Below are 13120 nucleotides of genomic sequence, written 5' to 3' on the forward strand. Positions count from 1 at the left end.
ATGAATGCCGGGACCCGGCGGAAGTATAACGTTTGCCGAGCGTGAGCAAGAGAACCTTCGGCACCCACCCGAATGATGGGGATGGTGCTTTCTTCGAAAGAGTTTCACCAGCTCATCGATAGAGTGAATTGCCTCCTCACGTAAATCCGGTGGGAGCATCCGGATTTTCTCTTCGACTGATCCTGATGGGGCGGACATGAATTTTCAGTATTTTATCGTTTTATGCAGGGAATCTTTCCGGGTGCGGGAACCTGGGAGGGGGATCTGTTTTCCATCACAAAAAACCAGTACAGGGAGGACCGCCTCCTGTTTCCCGGATCTGAATACACCAGCCCTGGTCGTACTCCGGGCAGTCCGGCCCGGTGCAGAGGACGATGCCGGCATCCCCATCCCTGTTTCGTCCCGGGTCCATGCACCGGAACACGATCTCTTCGTTCATAACCAGTCTCCCCGTCACCTGCTTATCTTCATCTGGATGCAGTACGGGTATTCCGGCTTATAGCGCGGGCAGTCCGTTTCAAGACAGGGGATAAGCCCGATGGCCGGGTCCAGCTCCTGTGCCCGTTCGACCCTCGCTGTTTCCATGCACCAGTTCCGGATGGGTTTTTTCATAGGAGGGAATGGGGGAATGGGGATGATAGGGGGGAGGCAGGGAGGGGGTGAAAGTGAGTGAGGGGATTGATGCTTACCGGGGCTCCGCCCCAGCTGCGTGGGCCGGTGACAGGTAAGGGGGAACGGGATGCAAAAAAGAATTAATGCATGAATACCGATGATGTGTATATGAAATCGATCCATGTTCCCATCATTATTGAAACTGATGAGGATGGGATCTTCATCGTATCCTGCCCCCAGTTCAAAGGCTGCCACACCTATGGGAAAACCATTGATGAGGCACTCGTCCGCATCAAGGAAGTTATCGAGCTCTGCATGGAGGATTCCCTTGCAGACCATCACAATACAAATTAACTCCGGCTGATAATGGATTAGTAAGGATCAGCGATTGGCCGGGAGGGATAAACCATGAAACATACACGTATGCGATATACCGTTCTGATGAACAGGAACGAAGAGGGAGGGTATACGGTTACTGTTCCTGCACTGCCAGGGTGTATTTCAGAAGGAACTGACTGGGATTCGGCGCTGAAAAATATCGAAGAAGCAATCACCGGCTATATCGAGACATTGTCAATTCTGAAAAAACCGGTACCGGTAGAGGTTGAAGTGAGATTAAAAGATCCGGTTGTTGCATGAAACTCCCCCGGGTGACCGGTGAAAAAGTTATCAAAGCTCTCCAGGGTGCCGGGTTTTCTCTTGTCCATATCAGGGGAAGCCATCACTATCTCCACCACCCCGGACACGACTGTATCGTAACCGTACCGGTGCATGCAAAAAAGACGCTTGCACCAAAGACACTCAAGTCCATCCTCGAACAGGCCCATCTTTCTTCAGAAAAATTCACCTCGTTGTTGTGAGAGTTCGCTCCGGCCCTGCCGTCATATATTCTCTGATGGAAATAACAATCAACCGTGAAATAAATATGGTATTGGTCAAAAACCCGCGATATTTATTAGGTGGCTTGAGTGGGCGCAGGAGCCTGGTACATTGCTATAGTAGCCTTGAATTGATCTGCCAATTTGAATAAATCCTCTATGTTATCGAGGGCAACTTTATTTTCTTGTCTTTCTTTATTATTAAAAATACCAACGTGTTTCTGTTTCCCCCCTAAATACAGACGACAGATGGGTTTTAAACGATTATTTTCATATAATATGGAGAAATATGATTTTGAAGCACGCATGACAATTTTTGAGGGTTCTACTGAATCATGCAAAATTGCTTTTACAAAATAGTAGGCTTCCCACTCATCCTCCGTTGGCACTATTACATCAGTAGTTTCAGCTGTTTGAGGTTGAGAAATTTCCGTTGATTGTGCTTCCGGCGTTTTAGATGGTGATTCAGGTTGCATGGCAGATTTAAGGCGCTCGTTTATTTTATCTGATAAAAATTGATTTAGCGAATCTTTGGTTATTATTGTGAAATTTTCAAGGGCTTTTTGAGTTAATTTTTTTGGATAAACTTTCTGTGCGAAGAATTTAACAAAATCTTCTGAGGGTTGTGAAAATTCTTTGTTGGCAATTTGAATAATTTCTTTAGTGTACTTTAATTGGGTCGCATCATCGTGAAGTTCATCGAGATTAAGTGCTTGTTTTGTATATTTTTTAAGTTGGTCAATTAATGGCTCTTTTATATCTAACAAATTAATTTCTAAAAATGGCTTTATATCCATCTTATTTTTTTCATCGAGGTCAGTAAAAAATTGATAAATTATCCCATTTGTAAGGATACCGATCTTCGCAGCTGTTACAGAAAAGTACCTAAATAATTGTGATGCTTGTTCTTTACTTAAATCCGAATTGATTGATTTACATTCAATTAAAATACAAGGTTTTCCATCTTTTATAATCGCATAATCGACTTTTTCACCCTTCTTAGTACCTACATCGGCGGTAAATTCCGGGTTTACTTCCGAGGGATCGAAAACATTGTAGCCTAAAATTTGGATGAAAGGCATAATAAGAGCATTTTTCGTTCCTTCCTCAGTCTGAATTTTCTCCTTGAGTGCCGGAATAGTTTTTGCATGGGTTTTGATAAGATCTATAAAGTCCATATTGATAATGGATGTAAATTTCAAACGATAAACATTCTGTTTTGATTATCGGAAAAAAATATTTTTTTGTCGGCTATATTGTCATATAGATTACTACGGAGGGTCGTTTGTCTTTTACACTGGCCGGGTACAACATCGGGTTCAATGTCGGCGAGGCGGCGGGTCAGACGGTGATGCACTGCCATTGTCATGTGATCCCGCGGTATGCCGGGGATGTTAGCGATCCGCGGGGTGGGGTGCGGGGGGTTGTGCCGGGGGGGAGGGGGTATTGACGCTTCACGTGGGGCTCGAAGGATTCCCGGTTTTTAATAACCAAACCTTCGCTCGTACTCCTTGTGCGGCAGCCACTCGATGATCAGGGCAAGAACATTCTCACCATCTCCGGCAACCGTATACATGAGTCGCCAGCTCTTGTGGAAATTATATTTCCACAGGTTGTCGATCCTGTATTTGCTGATATAGGATTTTGGGATCAGTCGTTTGGGGATCTGAATGCCGCAAAACGCATCAGGCGCGATTGCATCGAACGCACCTTTGAGCTCTCTTGCAAGATCCCTATCCTCCGCTTTGCCGGTAGCGAGTGCAGAAAAAGCCTGGTGGGCCTCATTCATCGATAAAATAGAGGGCCGCCTTCATTGGATCTTCAGATCAGCATTGTCAAGATAGCGTTTTATAAGTTCCGGGTTATAGATCCAGCAGATTTTTCCTTCGGCGTCGGTCGCGATCTTCCCGGAGTCCTGCAGGTACCCGATGATAACCGAAAACGTCTGGTACATCATCTTCTTGGGCAGGTTCTCCCACAGCGCCCGTTTCTTGTATTCCCCACTGTGCTCTTTGATGAACGATTCAACCATCAGAACCGTGTCGAGCTGGGGCGAGTGAACTGCTTTCGATGCTGATGTCATGAGATGATTTTTGTTATATAACTATATATAACAACTGGGACGAGCCGAAAATAGTTTGCTTCTCTCACCATGCGTTGTCTGCCCGTCTGGATTTTTCAGGTGTCTGACGCTCAAGGGCCCGGACGCTCCGGTTCTGGCTTATTGATTCTCCGATATAATATTCCCGGGCGGAAGGGTTCTCCATCCGCATCAGGAGACGGTAATGTGACCAGCTCAATTCGCTACACACTGTGTAGCCTTTTTTTGGCAATCGGAATATCACCGTCCTGACAACCGATGATTCCCTCCCTAAAATCTATTAAGAGGCACGAAGACAAGATCACTACCGGAGTACATAATCCCGTGCAGTGGCTCCATCGAGGTGACGATGGATGGAAGCGAAGACGTTGAATGAGATCGGGATCACGGGGTTCCGCGTGCTGGTGAAGAATCTTGGGCCTGCCGATGCAATCCGATTCATCCAGAGCTACACCTGCGGCAGCGGGGATTATACCAAAGAGCGCAGGCAGTGGCTCGATGAGGATTTCGATACGGTCATGGCCGGGATCAAAGAGCGCCGGAAGAAGAAAATCACGAAGTAATATTCAAATTCTTATTGTCTATTCTTTCTCTTTGTTATGGCGACCAGGATTTGAACGAAATCAGGTTACAAGATCCTTCGGTTCCATTCTTCCTTTTTCTGTCCGATCAAAATCCTTATCAAAGCTGACAATTGAGAGGCCGTTTTGCTCCGCGACAGCGTATTGGTACGCATCATCGAAATCCAGGTGAAACCTGTCTGCTGCCCCGGTGATCCTGGAGAAATTTTCGGGAGTCACGCTCGCGACCCGGATTCCGCCCGCGATGATATCCTCATCAACAAAAGTGAGAAAGTCGCGCGATTTATGCTCCCGCAGGTAAATCACACCTATCGTGTGCAGTGAAAAATCGCTGACATGAAGCGTCGCAGGCTCAGCCCGGCGAAAAAAATCTTTTACTTCCCCGACCCGTGAGCGGCCGAGGATGTACTAGAGGAAAATATTGGTATCGAGAAGATACATCAGGCTTCCCGCCACTCCGATGCCTTGTGCTGGAGCTCGACAGAAGAATAGCGTTTGCCAAGATCAGCAAGAGAACCTTCGGCAGCAAACCGGAATGGTGCAGATGGTGCTCTCTTTGAGCGTTTCACCAGCTCATCGATATAGTGAATTGCCTCCTCACGTAAATCAGGAGGGAGCATCCGGATTTTCTCTTCTACGGATCCTGATGAGGCGGACATGTGATTTCAGTATTTTATTGTTTCTTAACCATAGAATCTTTTCGGGTGTAAGGATGTGATTGAGGAGAATTTCACGCCGGCCGGATATAACATCGGGTTCAATGTTGGTACTGCTGCCGGGCAGACGGTAATGCACTGCCATTGTCATGTGATTCCGCGGTATGCCGGGGATGTTGGCGATCCGCGTGGCGGGGTGGGGGGGTTGTGCCGGGGAGGAGGGGGTATTGAGGAGGGGGATATATGGGCCGGGAGGTCCGTGTTCTTCTTTTTAAGGAATTTTCATGGTACTTAATCGTAATTTATTAATATTGCACTGCATATGTATACATCAGTGAGTAAGTCCTTCCCGAAAAGGATGATGCCACCCTGAGGTGGATGGGACGAAGTAGGGGAGGGTTCACTGATTCATTTCTGCGGACCTTTGAAATAATCATATGCCAATGCCACCTTTTCATCGATGATACCAGAAAATGTATCGTCATTGGTCCGGTAATAATAATGTAGGGCTCCTGCAATGAAGTCGGCGGCCTGGATACAGGGCTCATTCTTTGAATCGGCATGTACGATTTCTATCGGGATCGCGGCGAGGTCGTTTGCCTGGTTCTTTTCAAACGTTTTGTACACGAGATACTGGTCGAAAGCTTCCCGCTGGATCCCATTGAGTGATTTATCTACGGTAATCTCAACACGGCCCCCATCATAGAACCGCTGGACGATGTGAGAGATGAGAGACCCGGTCAGATAATTGTAGACAATCTGATGATTCGATCTCAGGTGCGGGTACACCTGTTCTTTCCGGAGCACGCAGTAGGCAATATCCACATCGGCAGATGCGATGCAGGAGAGGATTCGTTTCCTGATCTCCGGGCCGGAGTTGTTGAACTTGAATTCAGGGAGTTCACGGTATTTTTTCTTAAGTTTGTTTCTCCGGACTTTTGCAAAGCACCGGCGGATCGCGAGGGGGTCATGGACGACAAGCGCCGCGATGACGAAGTAGGGTGATGAACGGTCTGTGAACCCGAGATCCCCCGATTCGTCGATGTATATCTTCACAAATGAAGTATTGTACGGGGAAGTATATTTGCATGGGGTTTTGACGCTCATTGGGGCTCTTCGCCCCAAGCCTGCGTGGGCTTACCCCTCGTTTCCCGGGGGTAAACAGAAAAGAGAAAAGCATGGACGGATACCTGTTCACTATGAAAACATCCGAACGCGAGAACCGGGGGTGCTGTGCATGGCACCGGTGAAATGCCCGTTCTGCAATCCCATCGCCGAGGATATTGTCGCCCGAAACGAATTGTGCTATGCCCTCTGGGACCGGCACCCGGTCAGCCGCGGCCACCTGCTGGTCATCCCGTTCCGCCATACACCGGATTTCTTCTCGATGACGGTTGAGGAGAGGGCGGCTGCGATGGCGTTGATTACTTCCTGTAAAGAAGTGATTGAGGAGAATTTCACGCCGGCCGGGTATAACATCGGGTTCAATGTGCTGAAGGTCGCACAGACCTGAAGCAGGAGAAGACGGAGTCTTCGACATGTCGGTACGGCGGCCGGGCAGACGGTGATGCACTGCCATTGTCATGTGATCCCGCGGTATGTTGGGGATGTGCCGGATGCGAGAGGCGGGGTGGAGGGGGTTGTGCCGGGGAAGCGGGGGGATTGACGAGGTTTGGACGCTCAAAAGGGGCTGCCGCCCCACAGCCAGCGTGGGCTTATCCCCGGAGGAATATTTTACAAAAACCAATGACAGAATCTCCACCTTGTTTTTAGGAGAGGAGAACATTTTTCTGTGTGTTATCATTCCATTTTCTGTCTTTGTTTCCATTGTGCAATGAGGGCCCGGCATTCATCGAATGGAGGATTTCGCCGGTTTTTTCGTATTCTGTCATATGCAGCAATGGCCCCGGAGAATGTGATGATGGACTGATTTGCCAGATAATCAATAAGCCAGCAGGTTCCCCGGCAGTCCACACGGTTGTCTGCTGCAGCACGCAGCAGGGCCTTATCACCGGTAATAAGAACCGTGTTCCTGGATTTTGCAAGTACAAGAACCGAGATATCTGCATACGATGGCTCTTCGTACCGGGCCATCAGAGCGATCAACTCTTCCACGTTTTCCGGACTGAGATTCTCAACCTGCAATCCCATGGAAGCCAATGAATGGAATGGTGGATCTCGTAATTCATGAACAATGATATTGGAGATAAGAAATTTACACGGGAGAGTGAATATTATCGGGAGCAGATTGCCATAATGCAGGTCAAAAATCGTATTTGTGTCAACCACATAAAACTGCGGATTGCTCAAAATCGGATTCTCCTTCAAATGAACAGAATGTACTGATATTCTGGTTCAGGAGTTCAGCAGCTTTCGATGTGGAAATAAGTCCTTCTGCATGGGCTTTGAAAACAAGCCTGGACATCTGAACCGGCATTTCTCCGGGGTCCTCCCCGTCATCGGGCTCTTCTTTTCTCCATCCCCGTTTTGAAAAAAATTTCTGTATCAGAATAAAAAATTCCGGGGAGATTATTCCGAGATCCTTTGCTCTGAATATCCATGCTCCCATTGAAAGACCGTATTTTTTCTTGAGAATCTGTAGTTCCTTAATGGATAATTTTTGACGCTTCTCTCCCAGTTCGAATACGACTTTTTCCGCGGGGACGAGGAATGCGCCGGCAAACCGGTGCATTGCTGACTCTTCCCTGATATCTCCTTCAATATCAAGGAGACAATGTCCGAGTTCATGGGCAAGGGAAAACCTTTGGCGGGCACGGGGTAATCCCTCTTTCATAACAACAAGCGGGTATCCGTCGTATTCGGTAAACAGGGCATCAAATTCTGTGATACCCTCGATAAGCCCGATTTTTATTCCTTTATCTTCCAGGAGCGTTGTGAGATTCTCTATTGGATCGCTCCCCAGATCCCATATCTTCCTGAGTTCCCGGGCTGCCTTTTCCGCATCTTCATAGGAAGTGACTTTCTTCGGAAAGCCCCGTGGCATCGTAAAAATACGATGATTGCCGGATAATTTCTCAATCTGCAAATATCTGGCGAGCCATTCTTTGGTCTCGGCATTGATCTGCTTCTCGTCCCGCTTCTTCATTTTTTTAGACCGGAATGCCAATGGATTTAATTGAATCTGCTGGTTCTGGGGCCGGAGAAGCGATGCGAGCGGTATCTGCAATATTCCACTTATCCGGATGAGGGTCTGTGAATCCGGCGTCAGGATACCTTTTTCGTATTTATTCACCGTTGTATGAGAGACACCGATTTTCCCGGCAAGGTCCCTCAAGGAAATCCTGAGAATTTCACGTCTCAGCTTAATGCTCTCTCCCAGGCTCATCAGGTACACCAGAAATGGTTAGTTTACAAATCGACTAACTACATTACTATTTGTAACCTGATATTTATAATGATATCATTTGTCCCCACAGCGGTTCTGTCATCGTTCGTGAGATCCTTGTTCGACAGAACCAAAGCCCCGATTCCCCCAGAGAATTACTCGGTCAATGGGCCCGGGGCAGGAATCAGAGAAAGAGGGAAAATTTCGTTCAGAGCAATGAAACCAAACGTGGGGGGGTCTGACGCTCATCGGGGCTGCCGCCCCTTGCCGCGTGGGCTAACCCTTCGTTTCCGGTTGGCACATAGAAACAAGCAAGAGCATTGACCGATACAATCTCACTATGGAATCGTTTGATCTGGAAAATTTCAAAACGATCAACACGATTATCGAGCGGGACAGTAAGGATACCACGTACAAATTTGCTCTCCTCCGCGGGGCCGTTGAAATTTCCCAGGAATACCAGCATCTCAAACACCGGAACGGCAACAGGATTGAATTCCCGCTGGGCCTTCTCATCGAGAAGTGGCTGCTGTATTACTATCCGTTCATCGAGAGCAATATTCCCCAGAAACCACGGGAGAATGAAGAGGCAGAAGGGGACGAAGTCCTCTCTGTACAGGAAGCAAAGAAGCACTACCGGTCTTTGAAAAAGGATTGAAATGCCGGCATGTGGATATAAAAAGATCTTTTTGAAAGATCTCGCGGCGATACCTTCCCGGTATCGTTCACGGATTGAGAGACTGGTCTTTGATCAGATCCCGGAGTCAGAAAATATTTTTCGCGATCTCGATATCCACAAGATTAGAGGATACGAGAATAATTATCGCATCCGTACCGGAAAATACCGGATCGGCTGCAAGATAACATCTGATAACAGGATCGTTTTTGCCGGGTTAAGAGCCGGGAAGAAATTTACCGGGTCTTTCCCTGAATAATAACCGGGAAGACCGGCACATCAATCTCATTCTGGTTAACCAGACTTAACCACCCATTATCGCATGTAATTCCGGCTGGCCAGAATTAGCAGCAAACCACGTCAGCGTGAAAAAAAGATCTGGTTGAATGACAACCGAAATGACAACTATCATTTCAGGATATGCCGGGTCAGCCCTCGGCCTCACACTTTACGCAGGCCTCCACGTATGCGACGGGTGGCAGAATACGCCGGTCGTGTTCGCAGCGGTATTTCTTCTTGGGACCGGAGCGTTCAGCGTGTGGGTATGGTATTTCAGCGACGGATGAATTCAGGCAGCGGGGCAACTTCAACATCCGGGACCCGCTGAACGGTGACGCATCAAAATGTACACAAATGATCGTACGTAAATCGCAGCAGGTGCATCACTTGGCCAGGATGATCGATAAACATTATGCTCTGAGCGATACTTCTGCTGTTTAATGAAGGGGACGATTACGTATGGAGAATACTACCGAATGGATCAAATATCGGGATGAAGTATGTTATCCGATTGAAAAATTTCTTCTTGGTTATTCAGTCCAGAATAAAGAACGCCTCATCAGTGCTATTATCAGTAATGCTTTCCTGAATGAAAAAGTAGAATTTGAACAATTGAAAAAAATTCCCGTCGATACGAGTTTCGAGACTATGGGAGATTTTGTTCTGGATTTTGTAATATTCGATCATTTCGCGATGAGAGAACATTACACTTCAAAAGAAATTGATGATTTCCGGCAATTTTATGGGGGGAATAAAACACTCCACTGGTTCTCGAAAAACTGTCTCCATTTACAAAATTTTATTCTCTGGGGGCCGGATGAGAGAGCCCAGAAAAAATGGGATCATTCCACAACAACGATGTTAGCAGATCGCTTTGAGATGGTGATTGGAGTTATTTATCTCGAACGTGGCGTTGACGCCGTAAAAGATTTCTTAAGAAAACAAAAATTCTTCGAAGAGATCGATAAAAATAAAGAGAACCTGCAATAGGATTCAACCTCCGGGGCAAGCCCACGCAAGGCCCGGGGCGCAAGCCCCAATGAGCGTCAGAACTTCTAACGCTTCCCGCCTTTCTTCGCCATGTAATCCGGATCCTTCTTCTCGTAAATCGAGAATAGTTCAGAAGGAGCGATCTCAAGAGCTGAACAGATCTTCAGGATAGTAGAAAATGTCGGGCTCCGTTTTCCGTTCTCGATGAGGCTGATGAAGGTCCGGTCGAGGCCGGCGAGTTTTGCAAGTTTTTCCTGGGAAATTTTTTTGGCTTTCCGCTCTTCCTGCAGCATCTTACCAAAAATTTCTTCCTCGTGCATGTTCACTGGATGAGATTCCGTTGAAAAGAGGGTAATGTCTATCGCAGACTATAGTCGACAAATTTATCCTCCCCGCCCGCCAACACATACTTTGGTGCCTGGTGAACCATATTCGTCAAACCCCGGACCAAAAAGAAAATTCCGAGTGGCCACCCCCGGCTGTAAACCAATATTCTGACATGGCACTCCGGCAGTCCGGGAAAATTTCACCAGTCACCGGCATACGGGATAGAGGCAAAACGCTACGCTCACCCGACACCCGGAAAGGAAATTTTTTCCCTTCCGGGACCGGCCCGGCCTGTGGAAAATCCGGTGCCACTCAATTCCCGGGTACCGCAACGATGCGGCGGTATCCGCGATGGGATTCGTCGGCCCGGATCTCCGCAGGCTCAAGCAGTGCCGGAAAATCTTCCGGGTCGTTGATGTTCACAGGACTGTGGGGCAAGCCCACGCAGGCCCGGGGCGGCAGCCCCCATTGAGCGTCACCACCACCCTTCATATCCCCGCACTGCAGATATCCGGTACAGCCATGCACAACATCGTCCTCATCGGCATGCCCGGCGCAGGCAAGAGCACCGTGGGCGTCATCCTTGCAAAGACGCTGGGCATGAACTTCATCGACACCGACATCATGATCCAGCAGCGGGCGGGCCGGCGCCTGCAGGAGATCATCGATGCGGAAGGGACCGACGGGTTCCTTGCGGCCGAGGAGGAGGCGATCCTCTCCCTCCACGTGAAGAACGCCGTCATTGCCACTGGCGGCAGCGTAGTCCTGGAAGGGAAAGCGATGGAGCACCTGAAGGAGGACGGCATGGTCGTGTACCTGGAGATCTCCTTTGCGGAGATGGAACGAAGGCTCCGGAATATCACGAGCCGGGGGATCGTCCTTCCCCCGGGCCAGGGCCTGCGGGACATGTACGACCAGCGGGTGCCGCTGTACCGGAAGTACGCCGGGATCACCATCCGGTTCCCGGGCTGGGATTTCGAAGAGGTGGTCGGGAAGATTGTCCGGGAACTGGGAACGTCCGCCGGGCGGGAAGAGGCCGGGTACCGGTGACCCGGAAATAACCGCGACCGGGCCCGGAGCGGAACCAGGTATCAGGAAATACCTGGCAACTGCCGCCGGCAGCACATCCTGCCGGACAAAATAGTACACCCCCCGTGCAGCAAGGCTTATTCCCCCATCCCGCCAAAACCCGGTGCATTCATACATGACACCAGAACCAAGACCGGGAAAGGCAGTCCTCATCCTCTCCGGGGGGATGGACAGCACCACGCTCCTCTATGATCTCATCAGCCAGGAGTACGAAGTCCATGCGATAACGTTTGACTATAACCAGAAGCACAAAAAAGAGATCGCGTGCGCAAAGAAGAGCTGCAGGAAGCTGCACATACCTCACAAAGTTATTGATATCGCGGTGTTAAACCAGCTCGCCCCCTCCTGCCTCACCCGGGACCAGTGGGAGGTACCGGAAGGAAATTACGCCGAGGAGTCCATGAAACAGACCGTAGTCCCGAACCGGAACATGGTCTTCCTCAGCCTTGCCGCTTCGTATGCCATCGGGATCGGGGCAAACCGTCTCTTTTACGCGGCCCATGCCGGGGACCATACCATCTACCCGGACTGCCGGCCTGCGTTCGTCAGCGCAATGGCTACAGCCCTTCACCTCTGCGACTGGAACGATGTGGTCCTTGAAGTCCCGTACCTGTACCAGACAAAGGCCGATATCGTGAAGCAGGGGATCGCACTCGGCGTGGATTATGCCATGACCTGGACCTGCTACAAAGGCGGGAAACTCCCGTGCGGCAAGTGCGGCTCGTGCGATGAACGGCTGGCAGCGTTCAAAGAGGCCGGTGCTACGGACCCCCTGGAATATGAATAAATTTTAAGGGTAAAAAATAAACCCCGGAAAAAATTCGCCCGATCATAATTTTCCTGTCGCAAAAACTCAAGGATCCCGGCCTCCGGGGCAGGTCCACGCGGGGCCTGTATCCGTACGGTTTTTTTGCTCTTGGAGAAAACCTCATAACCGCTGACGCTCTTTTGGGCTTTGCCCCCGCTGCTATGGCATCTCCCGGTTGCGATGACTATTGTATTACCTGCCATTTGACTCGGGGTTCATCGTCTCTTTGAAAAAAAATGATTTTCTACAGAGCAGGTTTTTTTCAGGAAACAGCCATGCGGACGGGCCCCCCGGCTCCGGATGCCTCAGCCGGTTCCCCAACCCACCATATCTTATACTCCGGAGTCTAATATACTAGAACACTGTTTATAATCAGACAGTCAAGAGAAATCATTATGTTCGGATCATCGAATTTTGGTGGAAACCGCGGTCCCCGCGATATGGGTCCCCGTGAAATGACAAAAGTAGTCTGTTCAGACTGCGGAAAAGAGTGCGAAGTACCGTTTAAGCCAACCGAGGGCAGGCCCGTCTATTGCCGTGACTGCCTGCCGAAACACCGGAAGCCCCGCTTCTGAGTGCTTAACGGTTTATCATTTTTTCTTTTTTTAGTATGTTCCTGTAACAGCCCCGCCCGGTACGTCACCGTCTTCCCGGGCACCGCAGGGAGGGACTTCCGGATGATCACAGGGTTTGTCAGTCCCTCCTGCCATACCTTTTGGTCGTGGAATGCCCGATAACCTGCTTTCAAGAGACCCGGCCGGAGAACACGGGCGTCAC

The 13120-nt window shown here is 49.2% G+C and carries 23 protein-coding genes and 3 pseudogenes; 13 read left to right on the forward strand and 13 right to left on the reverse strand.

The features are described 5' to 3' along the window. Nucleotides 1-274 precede the first annotated feature (274 nt). Together WBL42_RS08810 and WBL42_RS08815 are read right to left on the reverse strand one after the other, a co-directional pair. Nucleotides 275-439, reverse strand: coding sequence for a hypothetical protein (locus WBL42_RS08810; RefSeq protein ID WP_424720904.1), 165 nt, complete (start codon nucleotides 437-439; stop codon nucleotides 275-277). A gap of 14 nt (nucleotides 440-453) precedes the next feature. Then, nucleotides 454-585 carry a hypothetical protein gene (locus WBL42_RS08815; RefSeq protein ID WP_424720905.1) on the reverse strand — a complete coding sequence of 44 codons (132 nt, stop codon included), beginning with the start codon at nucleotides 583-585 and terminating at the stop codon, nucleotides 454-456. 195 nt (nucleotides 586-780) lie between these two features. On the opposite strand from WBL42_RS08815, the gene WBL42_RS08820 reads away from it, so the two are divergent. The 3 genes from WBL42_RS08820 to WBL42_RS08830 are packed head-to-tail and all read left to right on the forward strand — an operon-like array spanning nucleotide 781 to nucleotide 1472. After that, nucleotides 781-966 (forward strand): type II toxin-antitoxin system HicB family antitoxin, encoded by a 186-nt coding sequence (locus WBL42_RS08820; RefSeq protein WP_424720906.1) that lies wholly within the window; start codon nucleotides 781-783, stop codon nucleotides 964-966. A gap of 54 nt (nucleotides 967-1020) precedes the next feature. Further along, entirely contained in the window at nucleotides 1021-1251 is a 231-nt protein-coding gene (locus WBL42_RS08825; protein WP_424720907.1) for a type II toxin-antitoxin system HicB family antitoxin, read from the forward strand. Beyond that, on the forward strand, nucleotides 1248-1472 hold the full coding sequence (locus WBL42_RS08830; protein WP_424720908.1) for a type II toxin-antitoxin system HicA family toxin: 225 nt from the start codon (nucleotides 1248-1250) through the stop codon (nucleotides 1470-1472). Before WBL42_RS08825 ends, WBL42_RS08830 begins: the two co-directional genes overlap by 4 nt. 95 nt (nucleotides 1473-1567) lie before the next feature. On the opposite strand, the gene WBL42_RS08835 is transcribed toward WBL42_RS08830, so the two are convergent. Then, nucleotides 1568-2668 carry a type I restriction endonuclease gene (locus WBL42_RS08835; protein WP_424720909.1) on the reverse strand — a complete coding sequence of 367 codons (1101 nt, stop codon included), beginning with the start codon at nucleotides 2666-2668 and terminating at the stop codon, nucleotides 1568-1570. A 113-nt stretch (nucleotides 2669-2781) separates the two neighbouring features. Here WBL42_RS08835 and WBL42_RS08840 point away from each other — a divergent pair. Further along, nucleotides 2782-2940: pseudogene (locus WBL42_RS08840) on the forward strand (HIT family protein); the annotation flags it as partial. Between the two features lie 33 nt (nucleotides 2941-2973). On the opposite strand, the gene WBL42_RS08845 reads toward WBL42_RS08840, so the two are convergent. The 3 genes from WBL42_RS08845 to WBL42_RS08855 all read right to left on the reverse strand — a co-directional run bounded on the left by WBL42_RS08845 (nucleotide 2974) and on the right by WBL42_RS08855 (nucleotide 3835). Beyond that, nucleotides 2974-3279, reverse strand: coding sequence for a hypothetical protein (locus WBL42_RS08845; protein WP_424720910.1), 306 nt, complete (start codon nucleotides 3277-3279; stop codon nucleotides 2974-2976). A gap of 21 nt (nucleotides 3280-3300) precedes the next feature. Then, nucleotides 3301-3573 (reverse strand): hypothetical protein, encoded by a 273-nt coding sequence (locus WBL42_RS08850; RefSeq protein WP_424720911.1) that lies wholly within the window; start codon nucleotides 3571-3573, stop codon nucleotides 3301-3303. Nucleotides 3574-3637: 64 nt separating this feature from the next. Beyond that, complete coding sequence (locus WBL42_RS08855) at nucleotides 3638-3835, reverse strand: DUF1016 N-terminal domain-containing protein (protein WP_424720912.1); 198 nt, start codon at nucleotides 3833-3835, stop codon at nucleotides 3638-3640. A 109-nt stretch (nucleotides 3836-3944) separates the two neighbouring features. On the opposite strand from WBL42_RS08855, the gene WBL42_RS08860 reads away from it, so the two are divergent. Next, complete coding sequence (locus WBL42_RS08860; protein ID WP_424720913.1) at nucleotides 3945-4154, forward strand: hypothetical protein; 210 nt, start codon at nucleotides 3945-3947, stop codon at nucleotides 4152-4154. 60 nt (nucleotides 4155-4214) lie between these two features. On the opposite strand, the gene WBL42_RS08865 is transcribed toward WBL42_RS08860, so the two are convergent. Beyond that, the gene (locus tag WBL42_RS08865; RefSeq protein WP_424721004.1) at nucleotides 4215-4577 is read right to left on the reverse strand and encodes a type II toxin-antitoxin system VapC family toxin; all 363 of its coding nucleotides are present in this window, start codon (nucleotides 4575-4577) and stop codon (nucleotides 4215-4217) included. Nucleotides 4578-4612: 35 nt separating this feature from the next. Beyond that, entirely contained in the window at nucleotides 4613-4831 is a 219-nt protein-coding gene (locus tag WBL42_RS08870) for a DUF2281 domain-containing protein (protein ID WP_424720914.1), read from the reverse strand. Nucleotides 4832-4886: 55 nt separating this feature from the next. Here WBL42_RS08870 and WBL42_RS08875 point away from each other — a divergent pair, with 55 nt between their 5' ends. Next, nucleotides 4887-5123 carry an HIT family protein gene (locus tag WBL42_RS08875; RefSeq protein WP_424720915.1) on the forward strand — a complete coding sequence of 79 codons (237 nt, stop codon included), beginning with the start codon at nucleotides 4887-4889 and terminating at the stop codon, nucleotides 5121-5123. Between the two features lie 113 nt (nucleotides 5124-5236). On the opposite strand, the gene WBL42_RS08880 is transcribed toward WBL42_RS08875, so the two are convergent. Beyond that, nucleotides 5237-5884, reverse strand: a complete 648-nt coding sequence (locus WBL42_RS08880) for a DUF3800 domain-containing protein (protein ID WP_424720916.1) — start codon at nucleotides 5882-5884, stop codon at nucleotides 5237-5239. Nucleotides 5885-6065: 181 nt separating this feature from the next. Here WBL42_RS08880 and WBL42_RS08885 point away from each other — a divergent pair. After that, a pseudogene (locus WBL42_RS08885) lies at nucleotides 6066-6494 on the forward strand (HIT family protein). 134 nt (nucleotides 6495-6628) lie between these two features. Here the strand turns inward: WBL42_RS08885 and WBL42_RS08890 are convergent. The 3 genes and pseudogenes from WBL42_RS08890 to WBL42_RS08900 form a co-directional block, all read right to left on the reverse strand. Beyond that, a complete protein-coding gene (locus WBL42_RS08890) occupies nucleotides 6629-6979 on the reverse strand; it encodes a hypothetical protein (RefSeq protein WP_424720917.1) in 351 nt (116 codons plus the stop codon). A 130-nt stretch (nucleotides 6980-7109) separates the two neighbouring features. After that, the gene (locus tag WBL42_RS08895; RefSeq protein ID WP_424721005.1) at nucleotides 7110-7934 is read right to left on the reverse strand and encodes an ImmA/IrrE family metallo-endopeptidase; all 825 of its coding nucleotides are present in this window, start codon (nucleotides 7932-7934) and stop codon (nucleotides 7110-7112) included. A gap of 75 nt (nucleotides 7935-8009) precedes the next feature. Beyond that, a pseudogene (locus tag WBL42_RS08900) lies at nucleotides 8010-8174 on the reverse strand (helix-turn-helix domain-containing protein); the annotation flags it as partial. Between the two features lie 340 nt (nucleotides 8175-8514). On the opposite strand from WBL42_RS08900, the gene WBL42_RS08905 reads away from it, so the two are divergent. The 3 genes from WBL42_RS08905 to WBL42_RS08915 all read left to right on the forward strand — a co-directional run bounded on the left by WBL42_RS08905 (nucleotide 8515) and on the right by WBL42_RS08915 (nucleotide 10119). Further along, on the forward strand, nucleotides 8515-8832 hold the full coding sequence (locus WBL42_RS08905) for a hypothetical protein (RefSeq protein ID WP_424720918.1): 318 nt from the start codon (nucleotides 8515-8517) through the stop codon (nucleotides 8830-8832). A gap of 416 nt (nucleotides 8833-9248) precedes the next feature. Further along, nucleotides 9249-9416: a hypothetical protein gene (locus WBL42_RS08910; RefSeq protein WP_424720919.1), complete on the forward strand. Its 168-nt coding sequence runs from the start codon at nucleotides 9249-9251 to the stop codon at nucleotides 9414-9416. 172 nt (nucleotides 9417-9588) lie between these two features. Next, on the forward strand, nucleotides 9589-10119 hold the full coding sequence (locus tag WBL42_RS08915; protein ID WP_424720920.1) for a ribonuclease III domain-containing protein: 531 nt from the start codon (nucleotides 9589-9591) through the stop codon (nucleotides 10117-10119). A 65-nt stretch (nucleotides 10120-10184) separates the two neighbouring features. Here the strand turns inward: WBL42_RS08915 and WBL42_RS08920 are convergent, their stop codons facing one another. Further along, nucleotides 10185-10439, reverse strand: a complete 255-nt coding sequence (locus tag WBL42_RS08920; protein ID WP_424720921.1) for a helix-turn-helix domain-containing protein — start codon at nucleotides 10437-10439, stop codon at nucleotides 10185-10187. A 358-nt stretch (nucleotides 10440-10797) separates the two neighbouring features. Between WBL42_RS08920 and WBL42_RS08925 the strand changes: the two genes are divergently transcribed. The 3 genes from WBL42_RS08925 (at nucleotide 10798) to WBL42_RS08935 (ending at nucleotide 12918) form a co-directional block, all read left to right on the forward strand. Continuing rightward, on the forward strand, nucleotides 10798-11496 hold the full coding sequence (locus WBL42_RS08925; protein ID WP_424720922.1) for a shikimate kinase: 699 nt from the start codon (nucleotides 10798-10800) through the stop codon (nucleotides 11494-11496). Nucleotides 11497-11650: 154 nt separating this feature from the next. Beyond that, entirely contained in the window at nucleotides 11651-12322 is a 672-nt protein-coding gene (gene queC, locus WBL42_RS08930; protein ID WP_424720923.1) for a 7-cyano-7-deazaguanine synthase QueC, read from the forward strand. A 416-nt stretch (nucleotides 12323-12738) separates the two neighbouring features. After that, complete coding sequence (locus tag WBL42_RS08935) at nucleotides 12739-12918, forward strand: CxxC-x17-CxxC domain-containing protein (protein WP_424024539.1); 180 nt, start codon at nucleotides 12739-12741, stop codon at nucleotides 12916-12918. Nucleotides 12919-13120: the final 202 nt, after the last annotated feature.

It is taken from the genome of Methanoregula sp. (assembly GCF_049686655.1).
In the GTDB taxonomy this organism is placed as follows: Archaea; Halobacteriota; Methanomicrobia; order Methanomicrobiales; family Methanospirillaceae; genus Methanoregula.

What these genes read in the sequence shown, in the direction of transcription:
- WBL42_RS08810 (WP_424720904.1), bottom strand. Translation starts at nt 439, where the DNA reads ATGAACGAAGAGATCGTGTTCCGGTGCATGGACCCGGGACGAAACAGG.
- WBL42_RS08815 (WP_424720905.1), bottom strand. Translation starts at nt 585, where the DNA reads ATGGAAACAGCGAGGGTCGAACGGGCACAGGAGCTGGACCCGGCCATC.
- WBL42_RS08820 (WP_424720906.1), top strand. Translation starts at nt 781, where the DNA reads ATGAAATCGATCCATGTTCCCATCATTATTGAAACTGATGAGGATGGG.
- WBL42_RS08825 (WP_424720907.1), top strand. Translation starts at nt 1,021, where the DNA reads ATGAAACATACACGTATGCGATATACCGTTCTGATGAACAGGAACGAA.
- WBL42_RS08830 (WP_424720908.1), top strand. Translation starts at nt 1,248, where the DNA reads ATGAAACTCCCCCGGGTGACCGGTGAAAAAGTTATCAAAGCTCTCCAG.
- WBL42_RS08835 (WP_424720909.1), bottom strand. Translation starts at nt 2,668, where the DNA reads ATGGACTTTATAGATCTTATCAAAACCCATGCAAAAACTATTCCGGCA.
- WBL42_RS08845 (WP_424720910.1), bottom strand. Translation starts at nt 3,279, where the DNA reads ATGAATGAGGCCCACCAGGCTTTTTCTGCACTCGCTACCGGCAAAGCG.
- WBL42_RS08850 (WP_424720911.1), bottom strand. Translation starts at nt 3,573, where the DNA reads ATGACATCAGCATCGAAAGCAGTTCACTCGCCCCAGCTCGACACGGTT.
- WBL42_RS08860 (WP_424720913.1), top strand. Translation starts at nt 3,945, where the DNA reads ATGGAAGCGAAGACGTTGAATGAGATCGGGATCACGGGGTTCCGCGTG.
- WBL42_RS08870 (WP_424720914.1), bottom strand. Translation starts at nt 4,831, where the DNA reads ATGTCCGCCTCATCAGGATCCGTAGAAGAGAAAATCCGGATGCTCCCT.
- WBL42_RS08890 (WP_424720917.1), bottom strand. Translation starts at nt 6,979, where the DNA reads ATGGGATTGCAGGTTGAGAATCTCAGTCCGGAAAACGTGGAAGAGTTG.
- WBL42_RS08895 (WP_424721005.1), bottom strand. Translation starts at nt 7,934, where the DNA reads ATGAAGAAGCGGGACGAGAAGCAGATCAATGCCGAGACCAAAGAATGG.
- WBL42_RS08905 (WP_424720918.1), top strand. Translation starts at nt 8,515, where the DNA reads ATGGAATCGTTTGATCTGGAAAATTTCAAAACGATCAACACGATTATC.
- WBL42_RS08910 (WP_424720919.1), top strand. Translation starts at nt 9,249, where the DNA reads ATGACAACTATCATTTCAGGATATGCCGGGTCAGCCCTCGGCCTCACA.
- WBL42_RS08915 (WP_424720920.1), top strand. Translation starts at nt 9,589, where the DNA reads ATGGAGAATACTACCGAATGGATCAAATATCGGGATGAAGTATGTTAT.
- WBL42_RS08920 (WP_424720921.1), bottom strand. Translation starts at nt 10,439, where the DNA reads ATGCACGAGGAAGAAATTTTTGGTAAGATGCTGCAGGAAGAGCGGAAA.
- WBL42_RS08925 (WP_424720922.1), top strand. Translation starts at nt 10,798, where the DNA reads ATGGGATTCGTCGGCCCGGATCTCCGCAGGCTCAAGCAGTGCCGGAAA.
- queC (WP_424720923.1), top strand. Translation starts at nt 11,651, where the DNA reads ATGACACCAGAACCAAGACCGGGAAAGGCAGTCCTCATCCTCTCCGGG.
- WBL42_RS08935 (WP_424024539.1), top strand. Translation starts at nt 12,739, where the DNA reads ATGTTCGGATCATCGAATTTTGGTGGAAACCGCGGTCCCCGCGATATG.